Origin of the sequence: Castellaniella sp. MT123 (assembly GCF_039614765.1) — a bacterium.
Classification (GTDB): Bacteria; Pseudomonadota; Gammaproteobacteria; order Burkholderiales; family Burkholderiaceae_B; genus Castellaniella.
Genome location: NZ_CP154879.1, coordinates 1,492,245 through 1,510,772, shown reverse-complemented (window position 1 = coordinate 1,510,772; position 18,528 = coordinate 1,492,245). Strand labels below are relative to the sequence as shown.

Here is an 18,528-nt window from a genome sequence, read left to right as displayed (position 1 = left end):
CCCGATTTGATCCCTTCCGGCCAGCATTCATCCAGGAGACAAGCATGGCAATCACATCCACATGGCCCGGTGCATGGGCATTGGTGGGGCAGGGGAACCAGGGCGGCTTTCGCCGGCCGAAGTCCGATTGTGCATGCGCCGCGCGCGCCGTACGCCCGGTGCGCCGTCCGCGGCGCGTCGCCCGTATCCGGCGTATCGCCTGGCGGACGCTGTGGTCCGCGGCTACCGACGTTCTCATGGTCCTGATCTGGGCGGCCATGATTCCCGGCTTCATGTGGCTCGGTGCGGCCGCTGGGTTCTGATATAATCGCATGTTTACCGCATCCTCTGGCATGGCACCAATTCCATCGACAGCCATCTCCAAGATGCCTCGGAGCCTACCTTGAATCTGATCGAAACCCTCGAACAAGAAGAAATCGCGCGCCTGACCGAAGGCCGCACCATCCCCGAATTCGGCCCTGGCGACACCGTGATCGTCAGCGTCAACGTCGTCGAAGGCACGCGCAAGCGCGCCCAGGCCTACGAAGGCGTGGTCATCGCCCGCCGCAATCGTGGCCTGAATTCCGCCTTCACCGTGCGCAAGATCTCCTCCGGCGAGGCCGTGGAACGCACGTTCCAGCTGTATTCCCCGCAGATCGCCTCGATCGAGGTCCTGCGCCGGGGCGATGTCCGCCGTGCTAAGCTGTACTATCTGCGCAGCCGGACGGGCAAGGCCGCTCGCATCAAGGAAAAACTGGTCCGCAAGGCCGTCTGATCCTGATCGGGTCATTCCACACAAAGGCACCCGTCAGGGTGCCTTTGTTTTGGGTTCACGGCCATTTTTGTGGAAGTCATGACGCCTCCGATCCCCTCTCTGGATACCCGACGATCAGCGGGCTTTGACCCGACCGTCCAACCCATTCTGCCCGGCACACCGCTGCCATCCCTACCTCCCGAGTGTCTGCAGCTGGATTACATCCGGCAGGCCTTTACGCACGCCGTCGACTGGCAAGTCGATCCTTTGTTTGCCCAGGCCTTCCTTCCCGGGGGTGCGGCCTACGCGCAAGCGCGCCAGGCAGCGGTCCTGATGCCCCTGATCCAGCGAGATCAGGGCTTGCGGGTACTGTTCACGCGGCGCGCGGCGCACCTGCACGACCATGCGGGTCAGATCAGCTTTCCGGGGGGGCGCATCGAGGCCTCGGATCCAGACCCAGTGGCTGCAGCCATCCGGGAAACCCGCGAGGAAATCGGTGTCGAAAGGCAATTCGTGCACGTCATCGGGGTGCAGCCCGCGCTGCTGACGACCACGCATTTCCTGATGACGCCGGTCGTGGGGGAACTGTTGCCCGGATTTCACATCGTGGCCGATCAGGCCGAGGTCGCCGAGGTCTTCGAGGTGCCGCTAGAAGTCCTGATGGATCCGGCGCAGCATTGCCTGCATCAGCTGCAGACCGCCTGGGGCCATGGTCGATGCTATTTTTCGATCCGTTGGCAGTCGTATTTCATCTGGGGCGCCACGGCGATCCTGGTGCGCAACTTCTACCATTTTCTGGCGGCTTCGGCGGGGCTGTCCGGGGTGCCGCGCGATTAATTCAGCGGTCCGGCATCAATACCGCTGCGCGGCTTTGTTTTCCGCCAGGATGCGCATATAGAGCGCATGCCGGTCTGTCGAAATGTCGCCCCGCGCCACGGCTGCCAGTACCCCGCAGCCGGGCTCGTGCTGATGGGTGCAGTTGTAAAAGCGGCACTGGGCGATGGCGGGGGCGAATTCCGGAAAGCCCTGTTCGATCTCGTCAGGGCTCAGGTGCTGCAGTCCGAAGGCCTGGAATCCGGGCGAGTCGATCAGGTCGCCGCCGCCGGGCAGGGTGTACAGGCGGGTCTGGGTGGTTGTATGACGCCCGGTGCCCAGCGCTTCTGAATGGGCCCGGGTGGCTGCCCCGGCTTCCGGCACCAGCGCGTTCAGCAGCGTGGATTTACCCATGCCGCTTTGGCCCAGCAGCAGGGTGCAGCGGCCTCGAAGCAGGGGCTCCAGGCGTTCATGGACCTGTGCCGTATCCAGTGCGCTGATCAGGGTCAGCGGCACGCCCAGCGCCTCGGTCGAGGCCAGACGCGCGCGCGCGGCCGCGGTCGATGGCAGGTCGGCCTTGTTCAGCACGATGCGGATCTGGATACCCGCGCTGCTGGCGGCCACCATGGCGCGGCCCAGCAGGTCGTCCGAGAATTCGGGCTCTGCTGCCAGCACCAGCAGCAGCTGATCGATGTTGGCGGCAAACAGCTTGCTGCGTTGGGCGTCCGACCGGTAGAACAGATTACGGCGCGGCAGGATCTCGGTGATGACGCCTTCCAGGTGGCCTTCCGGGCGGATCAGCACGTGGTCGCCGACCGCGGGGCCGGCTTTCTTGCCCCGGGTGTAGCAGTGGCGCAGCACGTCAGTGTGGTCGATGGCTACGCGGTAATGGCGTCCGTGAGCCGCGATGACCCGGCCCGGCTGCGTCGCGTCAGTCATGGCGCAGGTGGGCGATACGCACGGCGGCTGACGGATGACTGTCGTACCAGGCGGAGTGGAGCGGATCCGGGGTCAGCGTGGCTGCATTGTCGTCGTAGAGCTTGACCAGCGCGCTGCTGAGCGGATCGGCTCCGCATTGCCGGACCGCGTAGCGGTCGGCCTGGAATTCGTCGCGGCGCGACAGCAGGCTGGCGATCGGTGTGAACCAGAACGTGAACACTGGCAGGGTCAGCATGAACAGGACCAGGGCCAGCCCGTCATTGGGGCGGCCCAGCTGCGGGATGATCCCCAGGCCGGTATAGAACCACAGTTGTGTGGAAAGCCAGGCCAGCAGCTGCAGCAGCAGGCCCGCCGAAATGAGGCTGACCACGATGCGCCGCAGGATGTGGTGGTGGGCGAAGTGTCCCAGTTCGTGGGCCAGGACGGCTTCGACCTCGTTGGCATCCAGGCGCGAGAGCAGCGTATCGAAGAACACGATGCGGCGGTGGCGGCCAAAGCCGGTGAAGTAGGCGTTGCCGTGCGCCGAGCGTCGGGATCCGTCCATCACGAACAGGCCGGACAGGCCGAAGTGGCAGCGCTGGGCGAGGGCATGGATGCGCTGGCTGAGTTCCGGGTCGTCCAATGGCGTGAAGTGGTTGAAGATGGGGGCGATGAAGCTGGGATACAGCCAGAGCACCAGCAGATTGAACCCGACCCACAACCCCCAGGCCCACCAGGCCCAGTTGGTGCTCGCCGCCCCCATGACCCACAGGATCGCCGCCAGCAGCGGCGCGCCCAGGATCAGGGTGACGAGCAACATCTTGATCGCGTCGGTGACGAACAGGCGAGGGGTCATGCGGTTGAAGCCGTACCGGGCCTCCAGACGGAAGGTGCGCCAGGCGGAGAAGGCCAGCCCGATCGTTCCCAGCAGGGCCAGGACGCCGGCGACCAGGGCCATCTGGCGCCAGAGTTCGGATTCGATGTGACGCCCAAGGAACAGGTCGTATGCTTGAAGCCCGCCCAGGAGTGTCAGGGCCAGCAGGATCCCGGCCTCGACGATGCGTTCGATCATGGCAAGCTGGCAGCGCGCCACGGTGTAGTCCGCCGCGCGGTGATGGCTGCGCAGGCCGATGCGTCCCGCAAAGGCGGCGGGGATGTCGTTGCGGTGCGCCTGGACGTGACGGATTTGACGACGGGCCAGCCAGTAGCGTATCAGCAGATCGCCGATCAGGCAGGCAAGGAACAGAATGGTCAGCATGTCTGTCTGGTCAGTGTGCGAAAATCAGGTTTTTGATTCAAAGGATTATAGGTGATGGCTGCGAACGATCAGCGCCTGATCTGGCTGGACATGGAAATGTCCGGGCTGGACCCTGAAAAGGAGCGCATTTTGGAAGTCGCCCTGATTGTGACCGAGCCCGACCTGACCGTGGTGGCCCAGGCGCCGGTGCTGGTGATCCATCAGGACAAGGCCGTGCTGGACGCCATGGACAAATGGAACCAGTCTACGCATGGCAAGAGCGGTCTGATCGACAAGGTCAAGGCATCGACCCTGACCGAGTCCCAGGCGGAGGACGTGCTGCTGGAATTCCTGGCGCCCCTGGTGCCGTCCGGGAAGTCTCCCATGTGCGGCAACACCATCGGCCAGGACCGGCGCTTCATGGTGAAGTACATGCCGCGCCTGGAAGCCTATTTTCACTACCGCAATCTGGACGTCAGCACCCTGAAGGAACTGTCCTTGCGCTGGAAGCCCGAGGTCTATCGCAGCTTCACCAAGGCCAGCAAACACGAGGCGCTCGCCGACATCCAGGAATCGATCAACGAACTCAAGCACTACCGGGAACATTTCCTGCGGCTATGAGCGCGTCACGGCCTCCCGCGCCTTGTGCGCGGCGTTGTCTCCGTCTGATTTTCCAGGAGCCCCGGGATGGGTAGTGGCAGCATCGCAGGCATCGGCACCGACTTGCTGCGGGTCGATCGCATCGAGCGCATCCATGCGCGCCACGGCGGGCGTTTCGTGCGGCGTATTCTGGGCACCGACGAACAGCTGGTTCATGCCCGCCGCCAGGCGCGCGACCCCCGGCGCGGCATCCTGTATCTGGCTACGCGCTTTGCGGCCAAGGAAGCTTTTTCCAAGGCGATCGGCCTGGGCATCCACATGCCCATGACCTGGTCGCGGGTGCAGATCATCAATCGTCGCGGCGGTGCTCCGGAAATCCACCTGTCCGGCCCGCTGAAGGACTGGTACGATGCGCGCTTCGGACCGGCGCACGTCTCGATGACCGACGAGTCCGATGTGGTGGCCGCATTCGTCGTGGTGGAAAACCTGCCTCGGGACCAGGCGTAAGCGGCGTTGGGTGGGCGCGGATGCGCTACGATGGCTGACCCGAGCACCCCCTCATCCTCTGATCCCATCGGAAATCGCGCCCATGCAGAAATCCTTGCCCCCCGGTCCCGTCATGGTCGACATCGACGGTCTGGAACTGAGCGACGCGGAACGCCTGCGCCTGCGTCACCCGCAAGTGGGCGGCGTGATCCTGTTTACCCGCAACTTTTCGGACCGCGCCCAGTTGACCCATCTGTGCGCCGAGATCCACGCCGCGCGCGACGAGCCGCTGCTGATCGCGGTGGACCACGAAGGCGGGCGGGTGCAGCGTTTCCGCACCGATGGCTTCACACCCTTGCCCGCCATGCGTGTCTTCGGCCGGTGGTACGACCAGGATCCGCAGGCGGCCCTGCATGGCGCAACCGAAACGGGGTTCGTGCTGGCCAGTGAACTGCGCGCCTGCGGCGTGGATTTCAGTTTCACACCGGTGCTCGATCTGGATTACGAAGTCAGCCAGGTGATCGGCAATCGTGCTTTTCATGAAGACCCCGCCGTCGTGTCCCTGCTGGCGCGCGCGCTGATCCAGGGGCTGGCCCAGGCGGGCATGGCGGCGTGCGGCAAGCATTTTCCGGGGCATGGGGCGGTGGCTGCGGACTCGCACCTGGCGATTCCGGTCGATGACCGGCCTCTGGCCGAGATTCTGAACGCCGACGCGGCGCCCTATGGCTGGCTGGGTGACCTGGTGCTGCCGGCGGTGATGCCCGCCCATGTCATCTACCCGCAGGTTGCGCCCGAACCCGCCGGTTTTTCCAGCCGCTGGGTGACCGGCATCCTGCGTGAGCAGTTCGCCTACGACGGCGTGGTGTTTTCCGACGATCTGACCATGGAAGGCGCCAGCGTGGCGGGCGATATCCGGGCGCGTGCGCGTGCCGCCCTGGATGCGGGGTGCGACATGGTGCTGGTCTGCAACCGGCCTGATCTGGCCGATGAACTGCTGGCCGCGCTGGCCGATCGGCCCCTGGACCCGCGGGCCGTGCACCGCATCCGCCGCCTGATGCCGACCCGTCCGTCATCCGACTGGGCCGGCCTGTTGTCCGATCCGAGATATCTCCGTGCCCGAAGCCTTCGATCTGAAAACCTTTCTGGCTGACCTGCCGCATCTGCCGGGGGTCTACCGACATCTCGATGTCGACGGCGAGGTGTTGTATGTCGGCAAGGCGCGCGACCTGAAGCGCCGCGTCAGCTCGTACTTCCAGAAGACCGGCCACGGCCCGCGCATCGAGCACATGCTGGCGCGGGTGGTGCGCACCGAGGTCACGGTCACGCGCACCGAAGCCGAAGCGCTGATCCTCGAAAACAACCTGATCAAGCGCCTGAAGCCGCGCTACAACATCCTGTTCCGGGACGACAAGTCCTACCCCTATCTGCACATCACGGATCACGAGGCCCCACGCATCGTCTATTACCGGGGCAGTACGCAGGGCAAGGGGCATTTCTTCGGTCCCTATCCGAACAGCTGGGCCGTGCGCGAGACCATCCAGATCCTGCAGAAGGTCTTCAAGCTGCGTACCTGCGAAGACAGCGTCTACGCGCATCGCACGCGGCCCTGCCTGCTGTATCAGATCGGGCGCTGCTCGGCGCCCTGCGTCGGCAAGATCTCCCTGGAAGACTACCAGGCCGACGTCGAGCGCGCGATCCGGTTCCTGGAAGGCCGCACCACCGAGGTGCTGGAAGACATCGAGCAGCGCATGACGGCGGCCGCCGAACGTCAGGATTTCGAGCAGGCCGCCGTGCTGCGCGATCAGATGCGGGCCCTGGCCAAGGTCCTCCAGCAACAGACCATGGAGCAGGTCGGGGACGACAGCGCCGACATCATCGCCATTGAACTGTCGGGTGGCCGTGTTTGCGTCAATCTGGCCATGGTGCGGGCCGGGCGTCACCTGGGGGACAAACCCCTATTTCCCACCCAGACCCAGGACGAACCCGCCGAAGAGGTGCTGGCCGCTTTCATCGCCCAGCACTATGCCGACAATCCGGTGCCGCCGGTCCTGGTGTGTTCCCACGCCTTGCCGGATCCCGACCTGATCGTCATGCTGGCCGAACAGCACGGGCACAAGATCCGTGTGCTGACCCGGCCGCAGGGCGCGCGCCGTTCCTGGCTGGAACAGGCGCAGCGCAATGCCCGCCTGGCGCTCGCGCAGCGCCTTTCCGAATCCAGCGCGCGCGAGGCGCGCACCCGCGCGCTGGCGGTGGAGCTCGACCTGGACACGGATGACGATGCCCTGGATGCCCTGAGCATCGAATGCTTCGACATCAGCCACACCGCGGGCGAAGCCACCCAGGCGTCCTGCGTGGTCTACAAGGACCACGCCATGCAGCATTCGCTGTACCGGCGCTTCAACATCGCGGGGATCGAGCCGGGCGACGACTATGCTGCCATGCGTCAGGCGTTGACCCGGCGGTATGCCCGGGTCGCCGACGGCGATGTCGCCCTGCCCGACATTGTCTTGATCGATGGCGGGGAAGGGCAGGTCAACGTCGCTCGCCAGGTTTTCGAAGAACTCGGCCTGGACGCCAGCCGCATCGTGGGCGTGAAAAAGGGCGACCACCGCAAGGTTGGTCTGGAAACCCTGGTCTTCGTCGATGGCAGGCCGTCCGTGGCCCTGGGGGTGGAGTCCGCCGCCCTGATGCTGGTGGCCGAGGTGCGCGACGAGGCGCATCGCTTCGCCATCACCGGCATGCGGGCGCGCCGCGCCAAGGCGCGCAACGTGTCCCGACTAGAGGAAATCGAAGGCGTCGGCCAGCACCGCCGGCAGAAGCTGCTGGCACGTTTCGGCGGGTTTTCCGGGGTCGTGGATGCCAGCATCGACGAACTGTCCGGCGTCGAAGGCATTTCCCGTCAGCTGGCGGAGCGCATTTACCACGCCTTAAGGTAGTATTACGCCTATCATGCCGCTCAACATTCCCATTGCCCTGACCTGGCTGCGTATCGCCATGATCCCGCTGCTCGTGGGATTGTTCTATTTGCCGGACGCCTGGATGGGGTCGGGCTGGCGCGACAGCGTGGCCGCCGTCGCATTCATCGTGGCGGCCGTGACCGATTGGTTCGACGGTTATCTGGCCCGGCGCTGGAATCAGACATCCGTCTTCGGTGCCTTCCTGGATCCCGTGGCCGATAAGCTGATGGTGGTGGCGGCCTTGTTGATCCTGCTGGATCTGGGACGCGTCGATCTGGTGATCGCCCTGGTCATCATCGGGCGCGAACTGACCATTTCCGCGCTGCGCGAATGGATGGCCAAGATCGGTGCCAGCAGCAGCGTCGCCGTGCATACGTTGGGGAAGTTCAAGACCGCCGCCCAGATGATCGCCATTCCTTGCTTGCTGTACTGGCAGCCCCTGGAAGGCATTTCCACACGTGTTGTCGGCCAGATCCTCATCGTGGTTGCCGCCATCCTGACCGTCTGGTCGATGTGCTATTACCTGAAAAAGGCCTGGCCGGAGATGCGCAGCCGGGTGTAGGCCCGTCTGCGGGATCCAGGAAGGTTGCCTGGGGGGCCGCACGCCCCGCTGCGCCAGCCGGGGAGATGCGCACGCTGTGTCAGCGCATCTTGCATTCGCCCGAAGGTTCCGGCACGAGCGAGGCAGGGAAACTGTGAATGATCGTCGGCCGCAGCACGCCGTCGACTTCCTTGACTTCGCCCACGTAGTTCGGGATTACCAGTTGATGGTCGGCCGCGCGCATGGTGGCGGGGCCATAGACGGTGTCGTATTGCAGACCGCCCAGTGCCTTGGAGACCTTGCCGGGATCTACGCTGTCGGCTTTTTTCACGCCGGCGAAAATGGCTTCCATTCCGTTATATGCCGAACCCTCGTTGTCGGTCGGCACCCGATGGAATTTGGCCTCCCAGGCTTTGACGAAAGCTTTGTTTCTTGGGGTGTCGATCCCGGAGCCGTATTCCATGTTGCCCTCGATTCCCTTCATGGCGTCGCCGGTTGCGTTGACCGCAAAGTTCATGATCATGGCGTGGCCCAGCGTCGTCTTCGACGTGAGCCCGAAGCTCTGCGCCTGTTTGGCATAGGCGATGAGGTCGCTGCCGACGAGTGCTACCCATAGCCCATCGATCGTCGGGTCGGCTTTGATCTGGGAGATGTAGGGGGCGAAATCCTTGGTGCCCAGCGGCGGGAAAAGCGTCAGGGAGACCTTCTTGTTCTGGGCCTCCGCGGCCTTGGTGAAAGTCTTTGCGGAGTCGTGGCCCCAGGCATAGTCGGCCGCGATGATGGCGAAATTCTTTTGCGAAATGTCCTTCGTCCACTGATCGAACATGGCCACGTCCATGGCGTCCGAGTGATTGGTCCGGAACAGCCTGGGCTTGCAGGTGTCGCCGGTGATCTTGTCGCTCTTGCTGACCGTGGCCACGAGCATGGCGTCCCAGCGGTTGAGATTCTGGCCGACGGCCATGGTGATGGACGATGCGATAGGGCCGATGAGGAACTTGTAGCCATCGCGGGCAAGTTTCTCGGATGCTTGCAGACCCTCCTTGGGAGTGCTTTCGTCGTCTCCGGTCTTGATCAGCACTTGGCGGCCATTGATGCCGCCGTTGGCATTGGCTTCATCCACAGCGAACTGGATGGCGCGCAGGACTTCCTCCCCCTGTTGCGCGAATACGCCGGATAAGGAGGTCACTGCGCCGATCCGGATCGGATCTTTGTCGGCTGCCTGCGCGCCTGCGCCGATCAGGCCGGCGGCGACCGCGAAGGTCACGAGTGAAAGTTTGAATGGGTTGCTTGTCATGTCGTTGTCTCCTGGGTGGTGGGTTTCAATCAGACTGCGATGTGGTTGTGAAGCGCCTCGAGGTTGGTGGAATCGACGGCACCGCCGGCGGTGATGCGGCCCTTTTCGACGGCGTAATAGCGTGAGGTCGTGCGGGCCACCAGCCCGAGGTTCTGCTCGATGAGCAGGATGGCCGTTCCCTGACGGGTCACCTGGTTCAGGGTGTCCGCCAGTTGGTCGACGACGACCGGCGCGAGTCCTTCGGTGGGTTCGTCGAGAATCATGAGCCTGGGGTTGGCCATCAGGGCGCGTCCGATGGCCAGCATCTGCTGCTGGCCGCCTGAAAGCGCGGTGCCGGGCGTGCGTGCGCGTTCCTTCAAGATGGGGAACAGGCGGTGGATTTCCGACAGATTCCAGGGGCCTGGATGCCGGCTTGCCGATCCCAGCAGCAGGTTTTCCTCGATCGTCAGGTTGGGGATGATGCACCGTCCTTGAGGGACGATGGCGACCTGGAACTGGGCGGGGGTGTAGGGCAGCGCCTTGCGCACGAGCGTGCCGTTCAGTCGGATCTCGCCGGATCCGAGGCGGGCGATGCCCAACAGGGCGTTGACCGTGGTGGTTTTGCCCACCCCGTTGCGTCCGATCAATGCGACCCGTTCGCCTTCGGCGACTTGCAGGCTGAGGCCGTGCAGAATGTGTGCCGCGCCATAGTAGGCATGGACGTCGCTCATGTGAAGCAGAGTTTTCATGCGGCGCTCCCCAGGTAGGCTTCGCGGACGCGCGGTTGGATTCTGACGTCATCGGGCCGGCCACTGGCGATGATGTGTCCGAGCTCGAATACCGTGACGGAATTCGAGATGCTGAACAGCGTGTCGGTGTCGTGTTCCACCAGCAGGATGGAGACGCCCCAATCTTTGGTGAGCTTCTGCAGGTGGGTCGCCAGATCGGTGGATTCCTGGGGGGACAGGCCGGCCATGGGTTCATCCAGCAGCAGTACGATGGGCCGGCCTACCAATGCCAGTGCCAGATCGAGTCGGCGTTGCTGGCCGTAGCCCAGACTCCCGGCGACGGCGTTGGCCACCCCCGACAGATCGAGCTGATCCATGACGTGCCGCGCATCCTGCTCGGGTGCTTCGGCGCCGACTTTGTGGGCGGCCAACCCGATCTGATCGCAGACGGACATCTTCGGGAATATGCTGGTCCGCTGGAAGGATCGGGCCAGCCCTAGCCTGCGCCGGTCGATCACACTCAAGCGTGTGATGTCCTGACCCGCCAGGTGTATGTTGCCGCGCGTCAGGCCGCGCCGTCCGCTGATGGCATCGATGACGGTGGACTTTCCTGCGCCATTGGGACCGATCAGACCGTGGATTTCGCCCGGGTTCAGGGCGAAGGACACACCGTCCACGGCCTTCACGCCGCCGTAGTGGACAGCCGCGTCGGTGACTTTGAGGATCATTTTTTCATCCATCATGAGGCTTCTTGACTGGAGATGTTGGGGGCGGCGGAGCGGCGTGTGCGGGCGGCGAGCGTACGCAATGCGCCGCTCAAGCCGTTTTCCGCGAATACGACGATCACGATCAGCAGGGCGCCGAATAGCGACAGCCAATGTGTGGACAGGTCTCCGATGAGATCTTTGGCGACGATGTAAATGACGGCCCCCAGCGCTGGACCCGTGACATTCCAGTAGCCGCCTACGACGACCATCATGAGCACGGTTCCCGAGACGCTCCAGTGCAGGCTGTCGGGGGAGATGAACCCGGAATTGAAGGAAGCGAGGATGCCGGCCGCCGCGGTGATCACGGCCGATAGCGTGAAGATCAAGGCTCGCGGGAGAGTGGGGCGGATGCCGATGAAGGCGGCGCGTTCCGGATTGTCCCGTATCGCCTCGGTCGTCTGGCCGAACCGGCTCCGGTGCAGACACGCCAGGAGTGCCAGGGTCAGGACAAGAATGACCCCGCTGATGGTGAAGATGACGCTGTTGTCCAGGAGCGTCGAAGTCGGGATGCCGAACAGCGTATCCGGCCAGGCGATGCTGATGCCGTCCGCGCCGCCGGTCAGGCTGCGGGATTTCAGCGCCAATTGGTAGAACAGTTGGCCAAAAGCCAGAGTGAGCATGGCGAATGCGATGCCGGGGACGCGCACGATGACCAGGGCCAGGACGAATGCGAATATCGCGGTGGCAGCCAGGCTGATCAGGATGATGAGCTCGGCCGGGAGGCTGGTCTCCTGCAGGCAGATGGCGATCCCATACGCGCTTAGTCCGAAAAATGCGGCGTGGCCGAAGCTCACCATGCCGTTCTGTTTCAGCAGGACGCCCACGCCGGTGGCAAACAACGCGAAGATGGCCGCCTGAGTCAGGATCGAAAGGACTGTTGCGGAACTGATGATCTGACCGAGGGCCACGGTCAGGGCGACGCAGCCTATCGTCGTCAGCGTCAGCCGGTTGGGGCGAAACAGTGTGCTCATGTGCGGTTTCCGGCGATGCCAGCCGGCCTCCAGATCAGGATGGCAATCATCAGGATGAAGGGCAGGGAGGCCGATATTTCGGGGAGATACGTGGCTCCCAGCGTTTGAACCTGGCCCAGGACCAGGGCGGAGAGGAACGCGCCCGGCAGGCTGCCCAGGCCGCCGATCACGACGACCATGAACGAATCGATGAGGACGCTGCTGCCCATGGTCGGTGACAGGGACAGGAAGGGGGCCGTCACGATGCCGGCAAAGCCGGCGAGCGCGGTCCCCAGACCGACCACGAAGGCGCTGAGGCGGTCCGTATTGACGCCTTGCATGGCGGTGGTGGCGGGGTCGGTGCTCGATGCCCGCACAAAGAGTCCCATGCGGGTTTTGTGCAGCCAGAACGTCAGCCCGATCGCGACCAGGACGCCGACGACGACCACTGCGATCCGGTACGCGGGAAGTGTCATTCCCGCGATGTCCACCGAATGGCTCAGGATGTCCGGCTCGGCCAGCGAGAGATTGCCTTTGCCCCAGATTGTCTGCACCAGGTCCTCGACGATCAGCAGCAGGCCGAACGTAACCAGGATCACGCTGAGCGGGTCATAGTCGCGCAGCAGCCTCAGGCCGTAGCGGTCGAGCAGGACGCCGATGAGAAACATGGCCAAGGGCGCGGCGATCAACGCGGCCCAGAAGCCCGCGTGGATCGCGACGGAGTAGCCGATGTAGGCGCCCAGCATGTATAGCGATCCGTGGGCGAAGTTGACGACGCGCCGCAGGCCGTAGATCAGGGCCAGCCCAGAGGCGACGATGGCCAGCAGGGCGCCGTAGACCAGGCCGTTGATGATGTTGATGGCAAGCATTGTGCTCACAGCCTCCTAGGTGGATCGGTCGCCGTGCGGCGCCAGGGTATCTTCGGGGGCGCCCAGGGCGAGCCAGCCGCCGTCGGCATGGATCGTCGTGCCGGTGACGTAGCTCGCCCGTTCGGAAGCGAGAAAGGCGATGACGGCCGCGATTTCTTCGGGCCGTGCCAGGCGCCCCATGGGTGTCCGCGCCGCGATGCTGCGCGTGTCGAGGGCATAGCGGGCTTCCAGTTCCTCCACCAGGGCCGTGCGAGTGTACCCCGGTGCCACCGCGTTCACCCGGATGCCGCCTCGCGCCCATTCACAGGCCATCGAGCGCGTCATGGCGGCAATGCCGGCCTTGGCGGCGGAATAGGCGTTACGGCCCGGGATGCCGGCCATACCCGCAATCGAGCTCAGGTTGACGATGGCGCCGCGCTTGCGGGCGAGCATGTGCGCAGCCACGGCGCGGCACATCAGGAACGTGCCGCGTAGATGGATGCGCAGAACCTGGTCGAAGCCTTCGGTCGTCTGGTCCACGGTGGCGGCCGATTGGTCGCCGATACCCGCGTTATTGACCAGGACGTCGATGCGTCCGAACTGCTCCAGGGTGCGTGCGATGGCCTCGCCCACATCCGCTTCGGAGGCGACATCGCAGGCGAGCCCGATGTGGCTCGGGCCGAGTTCCTCGGCGCGCGCACGGGCCTGGGTACCGGCCAGATCCAGCAGGCTAAGGCGGTGGCCTTCGGCGGCGAGCAGTTGGGCCGTCGCCCAGCCGATGCCTGCGGCGGCGCCCGTGATGATGGTGACCGGCATCGAATTGGAGGTCTGTGTCATTGGAAGCGTCCTTGCATGCTGGGCAGCTGGGTAAGCATCAGGAGCCGGGTTTCCTGCGCCACGATCAGATGGCCTGAGGCCTCCAGGTAGGCGGGGAAGTCCGGATGGGTGTCGCGGCGGCGGCAACGTTCCTGGTAATCCGCCAGGTCTTGGTAGGCCCACAGATGCACGACCTGATTGAGCGGGCCGACATGGCTGGTGTAGATGCCGACCGGGTTGCCCAGGGTCTCCAGCAGGATCGGCATGGCCAGCCGGTCGAAGACGTCCAGGAATTCCGGCATTTTGCGCAGGGCGATGGTGTAGATTCTGTGATCGACCAGGGGAAGGGTCCTGTCGGTATGCATGAAATTGTCTCCTCGTTGGCTGCTTGGCGGCCTCAGGCGCCGGCCCGGGCGATGTGCCGCGCCGTGATATAGCTGAACGTCATGTTGGGTCCGAGCGTGATCCCGGCGGCGGGGTAACTGCCGCCCATCATGCTCGCCCGGTCGTTGCCGACCGCGTACAAGCCCGGGATCGGTTTGGATTCGCCATCCAGGACCTCGCCCACCACCGTGGTGCGGATACCGTCGAAAGTCCCCAGATCGCCCACCACGACCTTCAGTGCATAGAACGGGCCGTGGATGATCGGGCCGACGCAGGGATTGGGCCGGTGCTCCGGGTCGGCCAGATAGCGGTTGAATGCCGTCGAGCCGCGGTGGAACTGGGGATCTTCGCCTTTTGCCGCATTTTCGTTGTAGGCGCGTACCGTGGTTTCGAGTCCGTCTGGATCGATGCCGGCGGCCTGCGCCAGTTCCTTCAACGTGCGTCCCTTGTGCAGGTAGCCGCGCCGCAGCATTGGCCCCAGGGGAATGGGGGCTGGTTTTGCATAGCCCAGACCGTACTTGCTGATGGTGGTCTGGTCGCAGATCAGCCACATCGCCGTTTCCTTCGATGGGGCGCAGGCGTCGATCATCGCCTGGCCCACGTCGTGGTAGGAATTCGATTCGTTGGTGAAGCGCCGACCGTCGCGCAGGACGCCGATTACGCCAGGCTTGTAGCGGTCCAGCAGGTGGGGGAAGGCGCCATACTGGCCGCGGCCGTACGGAATGCGGGAAACGGGCATCCAGGCCGATGCGCTGGGGTAGTCCATGGCAAGAGAGGCGCCCAGTGCCTCGGCCATCCTGATCCCGTCTCCGGTGTTTTCGGCAGGGGTGGGAGACAAGTGTTCCCCACCTCGTTGCAGGTGCGGGTAGATTTTCCGGATGCGCTCGGCATCATGAGGAAAGCCCCCGGCTGCCAGGACCACGGCACGGTCGCCCAGGATGCGGACTTCGCCGCGCCGCGTGGCCAGCACCGCGCCCGTGATCCCGCCGTCTTCCTCGATCAGGCTGATCGCAGGGCAGTCCGTATGGACGGGGATGTTCAGGTCCTGAGCCGTTTTCGCCAAGCGGGCCATGAGCGCGTTGCCGCTCGTGACGTTGACCCCCCGGCGGTACAGCGCGAGTTCTTTCACGTGGGCAGCCAGCCGTTTGACGACGTACAGAAACGAGGGCAGAGAGCGGGTTGCGTTGAAAAAGTGCTTGATGTCCGCGTTCGAGGAATTGAACATCATGCCGATGAAGGTGATTGAGCGCAGAGGCGGGCGCAGGCGCTCCATGTCCGACCCCAGGGCGCGGATGTCGAAGGGCTTGGCCAGGATGGATCGTCCCTGCTGCGCCCCGCCTTCGCGGTCCGGGTGGTAGTCCGGGTACAGCGTGGGGACGAATTGAAGATGGGTCTCGCGTTCGAAGAATTCCGCCATTTCGGGGGCCGTATCCAGAAAGGCGTCGGTGGCCTCGGGATCGAAATGGGCGCCCGCCTCGTTGCGGATGTAGGTCAGGGTCGCGTCCCGGGAATCCGGAATGCCCGCTTCCCGCGCGATGTGGTTGCCGGGGATCCAGAGCACGCCACCGGAATAGGCGGCGGTGCCGCCGAATACCGGCGCCTTTTCGGCCACGATGACTTTCAGTCCCTGTTTGGCCGCGACGATCGCGGTCGTCAATCCGGCGACACCGGCGCCGATCACCAGAACGTCGCAATGCGTATTGTCTTTCAGTGGGGTCGTGTTCATGTCGATGCTCATTGCTGGGTTGCTGTGCGCGGCGCCGTGTCGTTGAAGCCCGGCCGTGGGACCATGTCCATCAGCATGGCGTCCATGCCGCCGTTGACGGCCAGATCGGTGGCGTTGATGTAGCTGGAGCGGGGGCTGAGCAGGAAGAGGGCCGCGTTGGCGATGTCGGCCGTTTCTCCGACCCGGCGGCTGGCGGTCATGGCGGCGCGCCGCTGTTCGTTGCCTGGCTCGGCATAGAAGGCCGCCGACAGATGTGTGCGGATCATGCCGGGGCAGACCGTATTGCTGCGGATACCGTCCGCGCCCCATTCGACGGCCATCTGGCGCGACATGAGCATGACGCCCGCCTTGCTGGCGCTGTAGGCGCCGCTGCGTGTCTGCGGGAAACTCCCCGAGATCGAGGCGATGTGCACGATGCTGCCTCCGCCGTTGTCTCGCATCCGGGCGGCGAAGGCACGCGCGGTCAGCAGGTAGCCCGTCAGGTTGACGCCCAGTACGCGGTTCCATTCCTGAAGATCGACGTCCTGGAGGGCGCCGGGCCGCAGGATGCCAGCGTTGTTTACCAGCCCGGCGCAAGGGCCCAGAGCGTCATGTACCGCCGCGGCAGTTCGGGCGACGCTGTCGGGGTCCGATGCGTCGCAGGCAAACGCGGTCGCGTCGGTGCCTTGCGCACGTAGGGCGGCGGCGGTTTCCTCGCACGCGGCGGCGTCGTGGTCCAGCAGGGCGATGCGGGCGCCGGCATCGGCCAGCGCTTGCACGATGCCCTGACCGATGCCGCGGGCTGCGCCCGTGACAGCATATGCGCGGCCCTGGAGCCCGAGCCAGTGGGGGTCTTGCATGATTGTCTCCGTTTATTCGACTGGCGGCGTCCCACACCGGATTGGGGAGAAGGCCGACAGGTCATGTATTTATTTATTATCTGGATATTTGAAGTCTATTGAATTGACAATTCATGCATATGACAGGACAATTCGTGCATTTTCTCCGCACGCTGGAAGCAGGATGAGGGAAATCCCTAGCTATGGTTTATATGCCACTCACGGGCTCGATCATTGGGTGGATTCTGTACACATAGAATCCATTCCGAAGCGATCTTCGCTGAACAACTGGGAAATCAAGCCTCATTTGCATGAATCTTTCATACAAATTCTGTTTCTGGCCCAGGGGGGTGGAATGGTGGGCATCGACGGCCGGATTTGGCATGTCAAGGCCCCGTGCATTTTGTCAATTCCAGAACAGATAGTGCATTTATTCAAATTCCTGCCGGAAGTGGATGGTCCCGTGATCACGGCGGTCCAGCATGTGCTGGAATTGATGGTGGGCGCATCCGAACCGGATATGCTGCAAGCGGTCCGTGAGCCAATCGTGATGGAGTTCGATCAGAATGATCGGGAGGCTCGTGAATTGGCCTCCCTGTTCGAAGCGATATTTGCCGAGTTCCGCAGCCATCGAGTTGGCCAGTCGGGAATATGCATGTCCCTCTTGTCCGCGTTGATGATGCGAGTGGGGCGTATCCGCCACAGTCGTGGGCTGCCGTTGAGGGCAGGCAGCACCCGCAAGGCGCGGCAGATCCAGAAATTCCGTGAATTGGTGGACCAGCGGTTCAGGGACCATGTGGCCTTATCCGCCTATGGGAATGAGCTGGGCATGACCGTGGGAAATCTGTCACGCCTGTGTCGGGATGTCCTGGGGATGCCGGCGTCCGCGGTCATCAACGCCCGCCTGGTACGCGAGGCGCAGCGCGACCTGGTCTATACATCCGATGCCATCAAGATGCTGGCGGGCCGTCTGGGCTTTGACGATGAGGTGTACTTCAGCCGCTTTTTTCGCAAGCATACCGGGCTGAGCCCGGTCGAATTCCGCCAGCAGGCGCGGGACCAGATCGCGCGCGGCCATTGACGATATCGCGGCCTGCCTACTGCCGCAACGTCCGCGTCTGCCCTACCTCGTCTGGCTGAAAATTCGCCCGCCACGGATTGATGTCCAGCCCGCCGCGCCGGGTATAGCGTGCATACACCAGCAGTTCGTCCGGCGCGCAGCGCGCCATGATTTCCCCGTAGATCTTTTCCACGCACAGCTCGTGAAATTCGCGGCAGCGGCGCAGCGACACGATATAGCGCAGCAGCCCGGCATGGTCGATGCGCGCACCCGCATAACGGATTTGCAGGCTGGCCCAGTCGGGCTGGCCCGTGACGGGGCAATTGGATTTCAGCAGTTCGCTGACCAGCGTTTCCCGCACGAAGGGGGCGGGTTGCGAATGTGTCAGGCTGTCGGGGGCCGGCGCATCGACCGGTTCGAAGTCGATATCCTGGTCGTCGATGCAGGTGCCGCGCAGGGGCGTGCAGCTGAGCTCGAAGGCCGGCCGCACCGACAGGATCTCCACGTGCACGGGTTTGCCGCAGGCGCGTGACAGGTCGGTGAACATGCGCTGGCGCGCGATGTCCGGAAATTCGAAGCGCTCTTCGTTGAAGCTGTTCAGATAGAGCTTGAGGGACTTGGATTCGATCAGGTTCGGGCTGTCGGCCGACACCGTGAAGCGGCCCATGGCAACGATCGGCTTGCCCTTGGCGTTCAGCCAGGACAGCTCATAGGCGTTCCAGATGTCGGACCCATAAGGCGCCTGCGGCAGGTCGAGGCCGGCACGGGTTTCGGTGCGGGCGATGGGAAACAGCAGCGCCGGATCATAGTGGTCGGAGCCTGCGGTGGCGTGCCCAAGCGGGCTGTGTTCGAGTGTGGATGTGTGCATGGAGT

General features: G+C 64.1%; 21 protein-coding genes. 9 read left to right on the top strand and 12 right to left on the bottom strand.

Annotation, left to right across the window (positions count from 1 at the left end; all coding sequences use genetic code 11):
• Window positions 1–44 precede the first annotated feature (44 nt).
• The 3 genes from ABCV34_RS07020 (at window position 45) to ABCV34_RS07010 (ending at window position 1,570) form a co-directional block, all read left to right on the top strand.
• On the top strand, window positions 45–302 hold the full coding sequence (locus tag ABCV34_RS07020) for a hypothetical protein (RefSeq protein WP_345798490.1): 258 nt from the start codon (window positions 45–47) through the stop codon (window positions 300–302).
• 80 nt (window positions 303–382) lie between these two features.
• Window positions 383–754, top strand: a complete 372-nt coding sequence (rplS, locus tag ABCV34_RS07015; RefSeq protein WP_345798489.1) for a 50S ribosomal protein L19 — start codon at window positions 383–385, stop codon at window positions 752–754.
• A gap of 78 nt (window positions 755–832) precedes the next feature.
• Window positions 833–1,570, top strand: coding sequence for a CoA pyrophosphatase (locus ABCV34_RS07010; protein WP_345798488.1), 738 nt, complete (start codon window positions 833–835; stop codon window positions 1,568–1,570).
• 15 nt (window positions 1,571–1,585) lie between these two features.
• Here the strand turns inward: ABCV34_RS07010 and rsgA are convergent, their stop codons facing one another.
• Together rsgA and ABCV34_RS07000 are read right to left on the bottom strand one after the other, a co-directional pair.
• Window positions 1,586–2,485, bottom strand: coding sequence for a ribosome small subunit-dependent GTPase A (gene rsgA, locus ABCV34_RS07005; protein WP_345798487.1), 900 nt, complete (start codon window positions 2,483–2,485; stop codon window positions 1,586–1,588).
• Complete coding sequence (locus ABCV34_RS07000) at window positions 2,478–3,722, bottom strand: M48 family metallopeptidase (protein WP_345798486.1); 1,245 nt, start codon at window positions 3,720–3,722, stop codon at window positions 2,478–2,480. Before ABCV34_RS07000 ends, rsgA begins: the two co-directional genes overlap by 8 nt.
• 54 nt (window positions 3,723–3,776) lie before the next feature.
• Between ABCV34_RS07000 and orn the strand changes: the two genes are divergently transcribed.
• From orn to pgsA, 5 genes are all read left to right on the top strand, one after another.
• Window positions 3,777–4,322: an oligoribonuclease gene (gene orn / locus ABCV34_RS06995; protein ID WP_345798485.1), complete on the top strand. Its 546-nt coding sequence runs from the start codon at window positions 3,777–3,779 to the stop codon at window positions 4,320–4,322.
• A gap of 66 nt (window positions 4,323–4,388) precedes the next feature.
• On the top strand, window positions 4,389–4,808 hold the full coding sequence (gene acpS, locus ABCV34_RS06990; RefSeq protein ID WP_345798484.1) for a holo-ACP synthase: 420 nt from the start codon (window positions 4,389–4,391) through the stop codon (window positions 4,806–4,808).
• A gap of 82 nt (window positions 4,809–4,890) precedes the next feature.
• Window positions 4,891–5,937: a beta-N-acetylhexosaminidase gene (gene nagZ, locus ABCV34_RS06985; RefSeq protein ID WP_345798483.1), complete on the top strand. Its 1,047-nt coding sequence runs from the start codon at window positions 4,891–4,893 to the stop codon at window positions 5,935–5,937.
• Window positions 5,900–7,723: an excinuclease ABC subunit UvrC gene (gene uvrC, locus ABCV34_RS06980; RefSeq protein WP_345798482.1), complete on the top strand. Its 1,824-nt coding sequence runs from the start codon at window positions 5,900–5,902 to the stop codon at window positions 7,721–7,723. The genes nagZ and uvrC overlap by 38 nt, the downstream gene beginning before the upstream one ends.
• Before the next feature lie 13 nt (window positions 7,724–7,736).
• Window positions 7,737–8,306, top strand: coding sequence for a CDP-diacylglycerol--glycerol-3-phosphate 3-phosphatidyltransferase (pgsA, locus tag ABCV34_RS06975; protein WP_345798481.1), 570 nt, complete (start codon window positions 7,737–7,739; stop codon window positions 8,304–8,306).
• A gap of 79 nt (window positions 8,307–8,385) precedes the next feature.
• On the opposite strand, the gene ABCV34_RS06970 is transcribed toward pgsA, so the two are convergent.
• Genes ABCV34_RS06970 through ABCV34_RS06930 form a run of 9 tightly spaced genes read right to left on the bottom strand, consistent with a single transcriptional unit; the run spans window position 8,386 to window position 16,616 of the window.
• Window positions 8,386–9,579 (bottom strand): ABC transporter substrate-binding protein, encoded by a 1,194-nt coding sequence (locus ABCV34_RS06970; protein ID WP_345798480.1) that lies wholly within the window; start codon window positions 9,577–9,579, stop codon window positions 8,386–8,388.
• Window positions 9,580–9,608: 29 nt separating this feature from the next.
• On the bottom strand, window positions 9,609–10,307 hold the full coding sequence (locus ABCV34_RS06965; protein WP_345798479.1) for an ABC transporter ATP-binding protein: 699 nt from the start codon (window positions 10,305–10,307) through the stop codon (window positions 9,609–9,611).
• A complete protein-coding gene (locus tag ABCV34_RS06960) occupies window positions 10,304–11,014 on the bottom strand; it encodes an ABC transporter ATP-binding protein (RefSeq protein ID WP_345798478.1) in 711 nt (236 codons plus the stop codon). Before ABCV34_RS06960 ends, ABCV34_RS06965 begins: the two co-directional genes overlap by 4 nt.
• 11 nt (window positions 11,015–11,025) lie before the next feature.
• Complete coding sequence (locus ABCV34_RS06955; RefSeq protein WP_345798477.1) at window positions 11,026–12,024, bottom strand: branched-chain amino acid ABC transporter permease; 999 nt, start codon at window positions 12,022–12,024, stop codon at window positions 11,026–11,028.
• Window positions 12,021–12,872: a branched-chain amino acid ABC transporter permease gene (locus tag ABCV34_RS06950; protein ID WP_345798476.1), complete on the bottom strand. Its 852-nt coding sequence runs from the start codon at window positions 12,870–12,872 to the stop codon at window positions 12,021–12,023. The genes ABCV34_RS06955 and ABCV34_RS06950 overlap by 4 nt, the downstream gene beginning before the upstream one ends.
• 15 nt (window positions 12,873–12,887) lie before the next feature.
• Window positions 12,888–13,688, bottom strand: coding sequence for an SDR family oxidoreductase (locus ABCV34_RS06945; RefSeq protein ID WP_345798475.1), 801 nt, complete (start codon window positions 13,686–13,688; stop codon window positions 12,888–12,890).
• Entirely contained in the window at window positions 13,685–14,032 is a 348-nt protein-coding gene (locus ABCV34_RS06940) for an NIPSNAP family protein (protein WP_345798474.1), read from the bottom strand. Before ABCV34_RS06940 ends, ABCV34_RS06945 begins: the two co-directional genes overlap by 4 nt.
• A 32-nt stretch (window positions 14,033–14,064) precedes the next feature.
• A complete protein-coding gene (locus tag ABCV34_RS06935; RefSeq protein ID WP_345798473.1) occupies window positions 14,065–15,777 on the bottom strand; it encodes an FAD-dependent oxidoreductase in 1,713 nt (570 codons plus the stop codon).
• An 8-nt stretch (window positions 15,778–15,785) separates the two neighbouring features.
• Entirely contained in the window at window positions 15,786–16,616 is an 831-nt protein-coding gene (locus ABCV34_RS06930) for a glucose 1-dehydrogenase (protein WP_345798472.1), read from the bottom strand.
• Here ABCV34_RS06930 and ABCV34_RS06925 point away from each other — a divergent pair.
• Window positions 16,615–17,676 (top strand): helix-turn-helix domain-containing protein, encoded by a 1,062-nt coding sequence (locus tag ABCV34_RS06925; protein ID WP_345798471.1) that lies wholly within the window; start codon window positions 16,615–16,617, stop codon window positions 17,674–17,676. The genes ABCV34_RS06930 and ABCV34_RS06925 overlap by 2 nt on opposite strands.
• A gap of 16 nt (window positions 17,677–17,692) precedes the next feature.
• Here ABCV34_RS06925 and queF read toward each other — a convergent pair whose 3' ends face one another.
• Entirely contained in the window at window positions 17,693–18,523 is an 831-nt protein-coding gene (queF, locus tag ABCV34_RS06920) for an NADPH-dependent 7-cyano-7-deazaguanine reductase QueF (protein WP_345798470.1), read from the bottom strand.
• Between the last annotated feature and the right edge of the window lie 5 nt (window positions 18,524–18,528).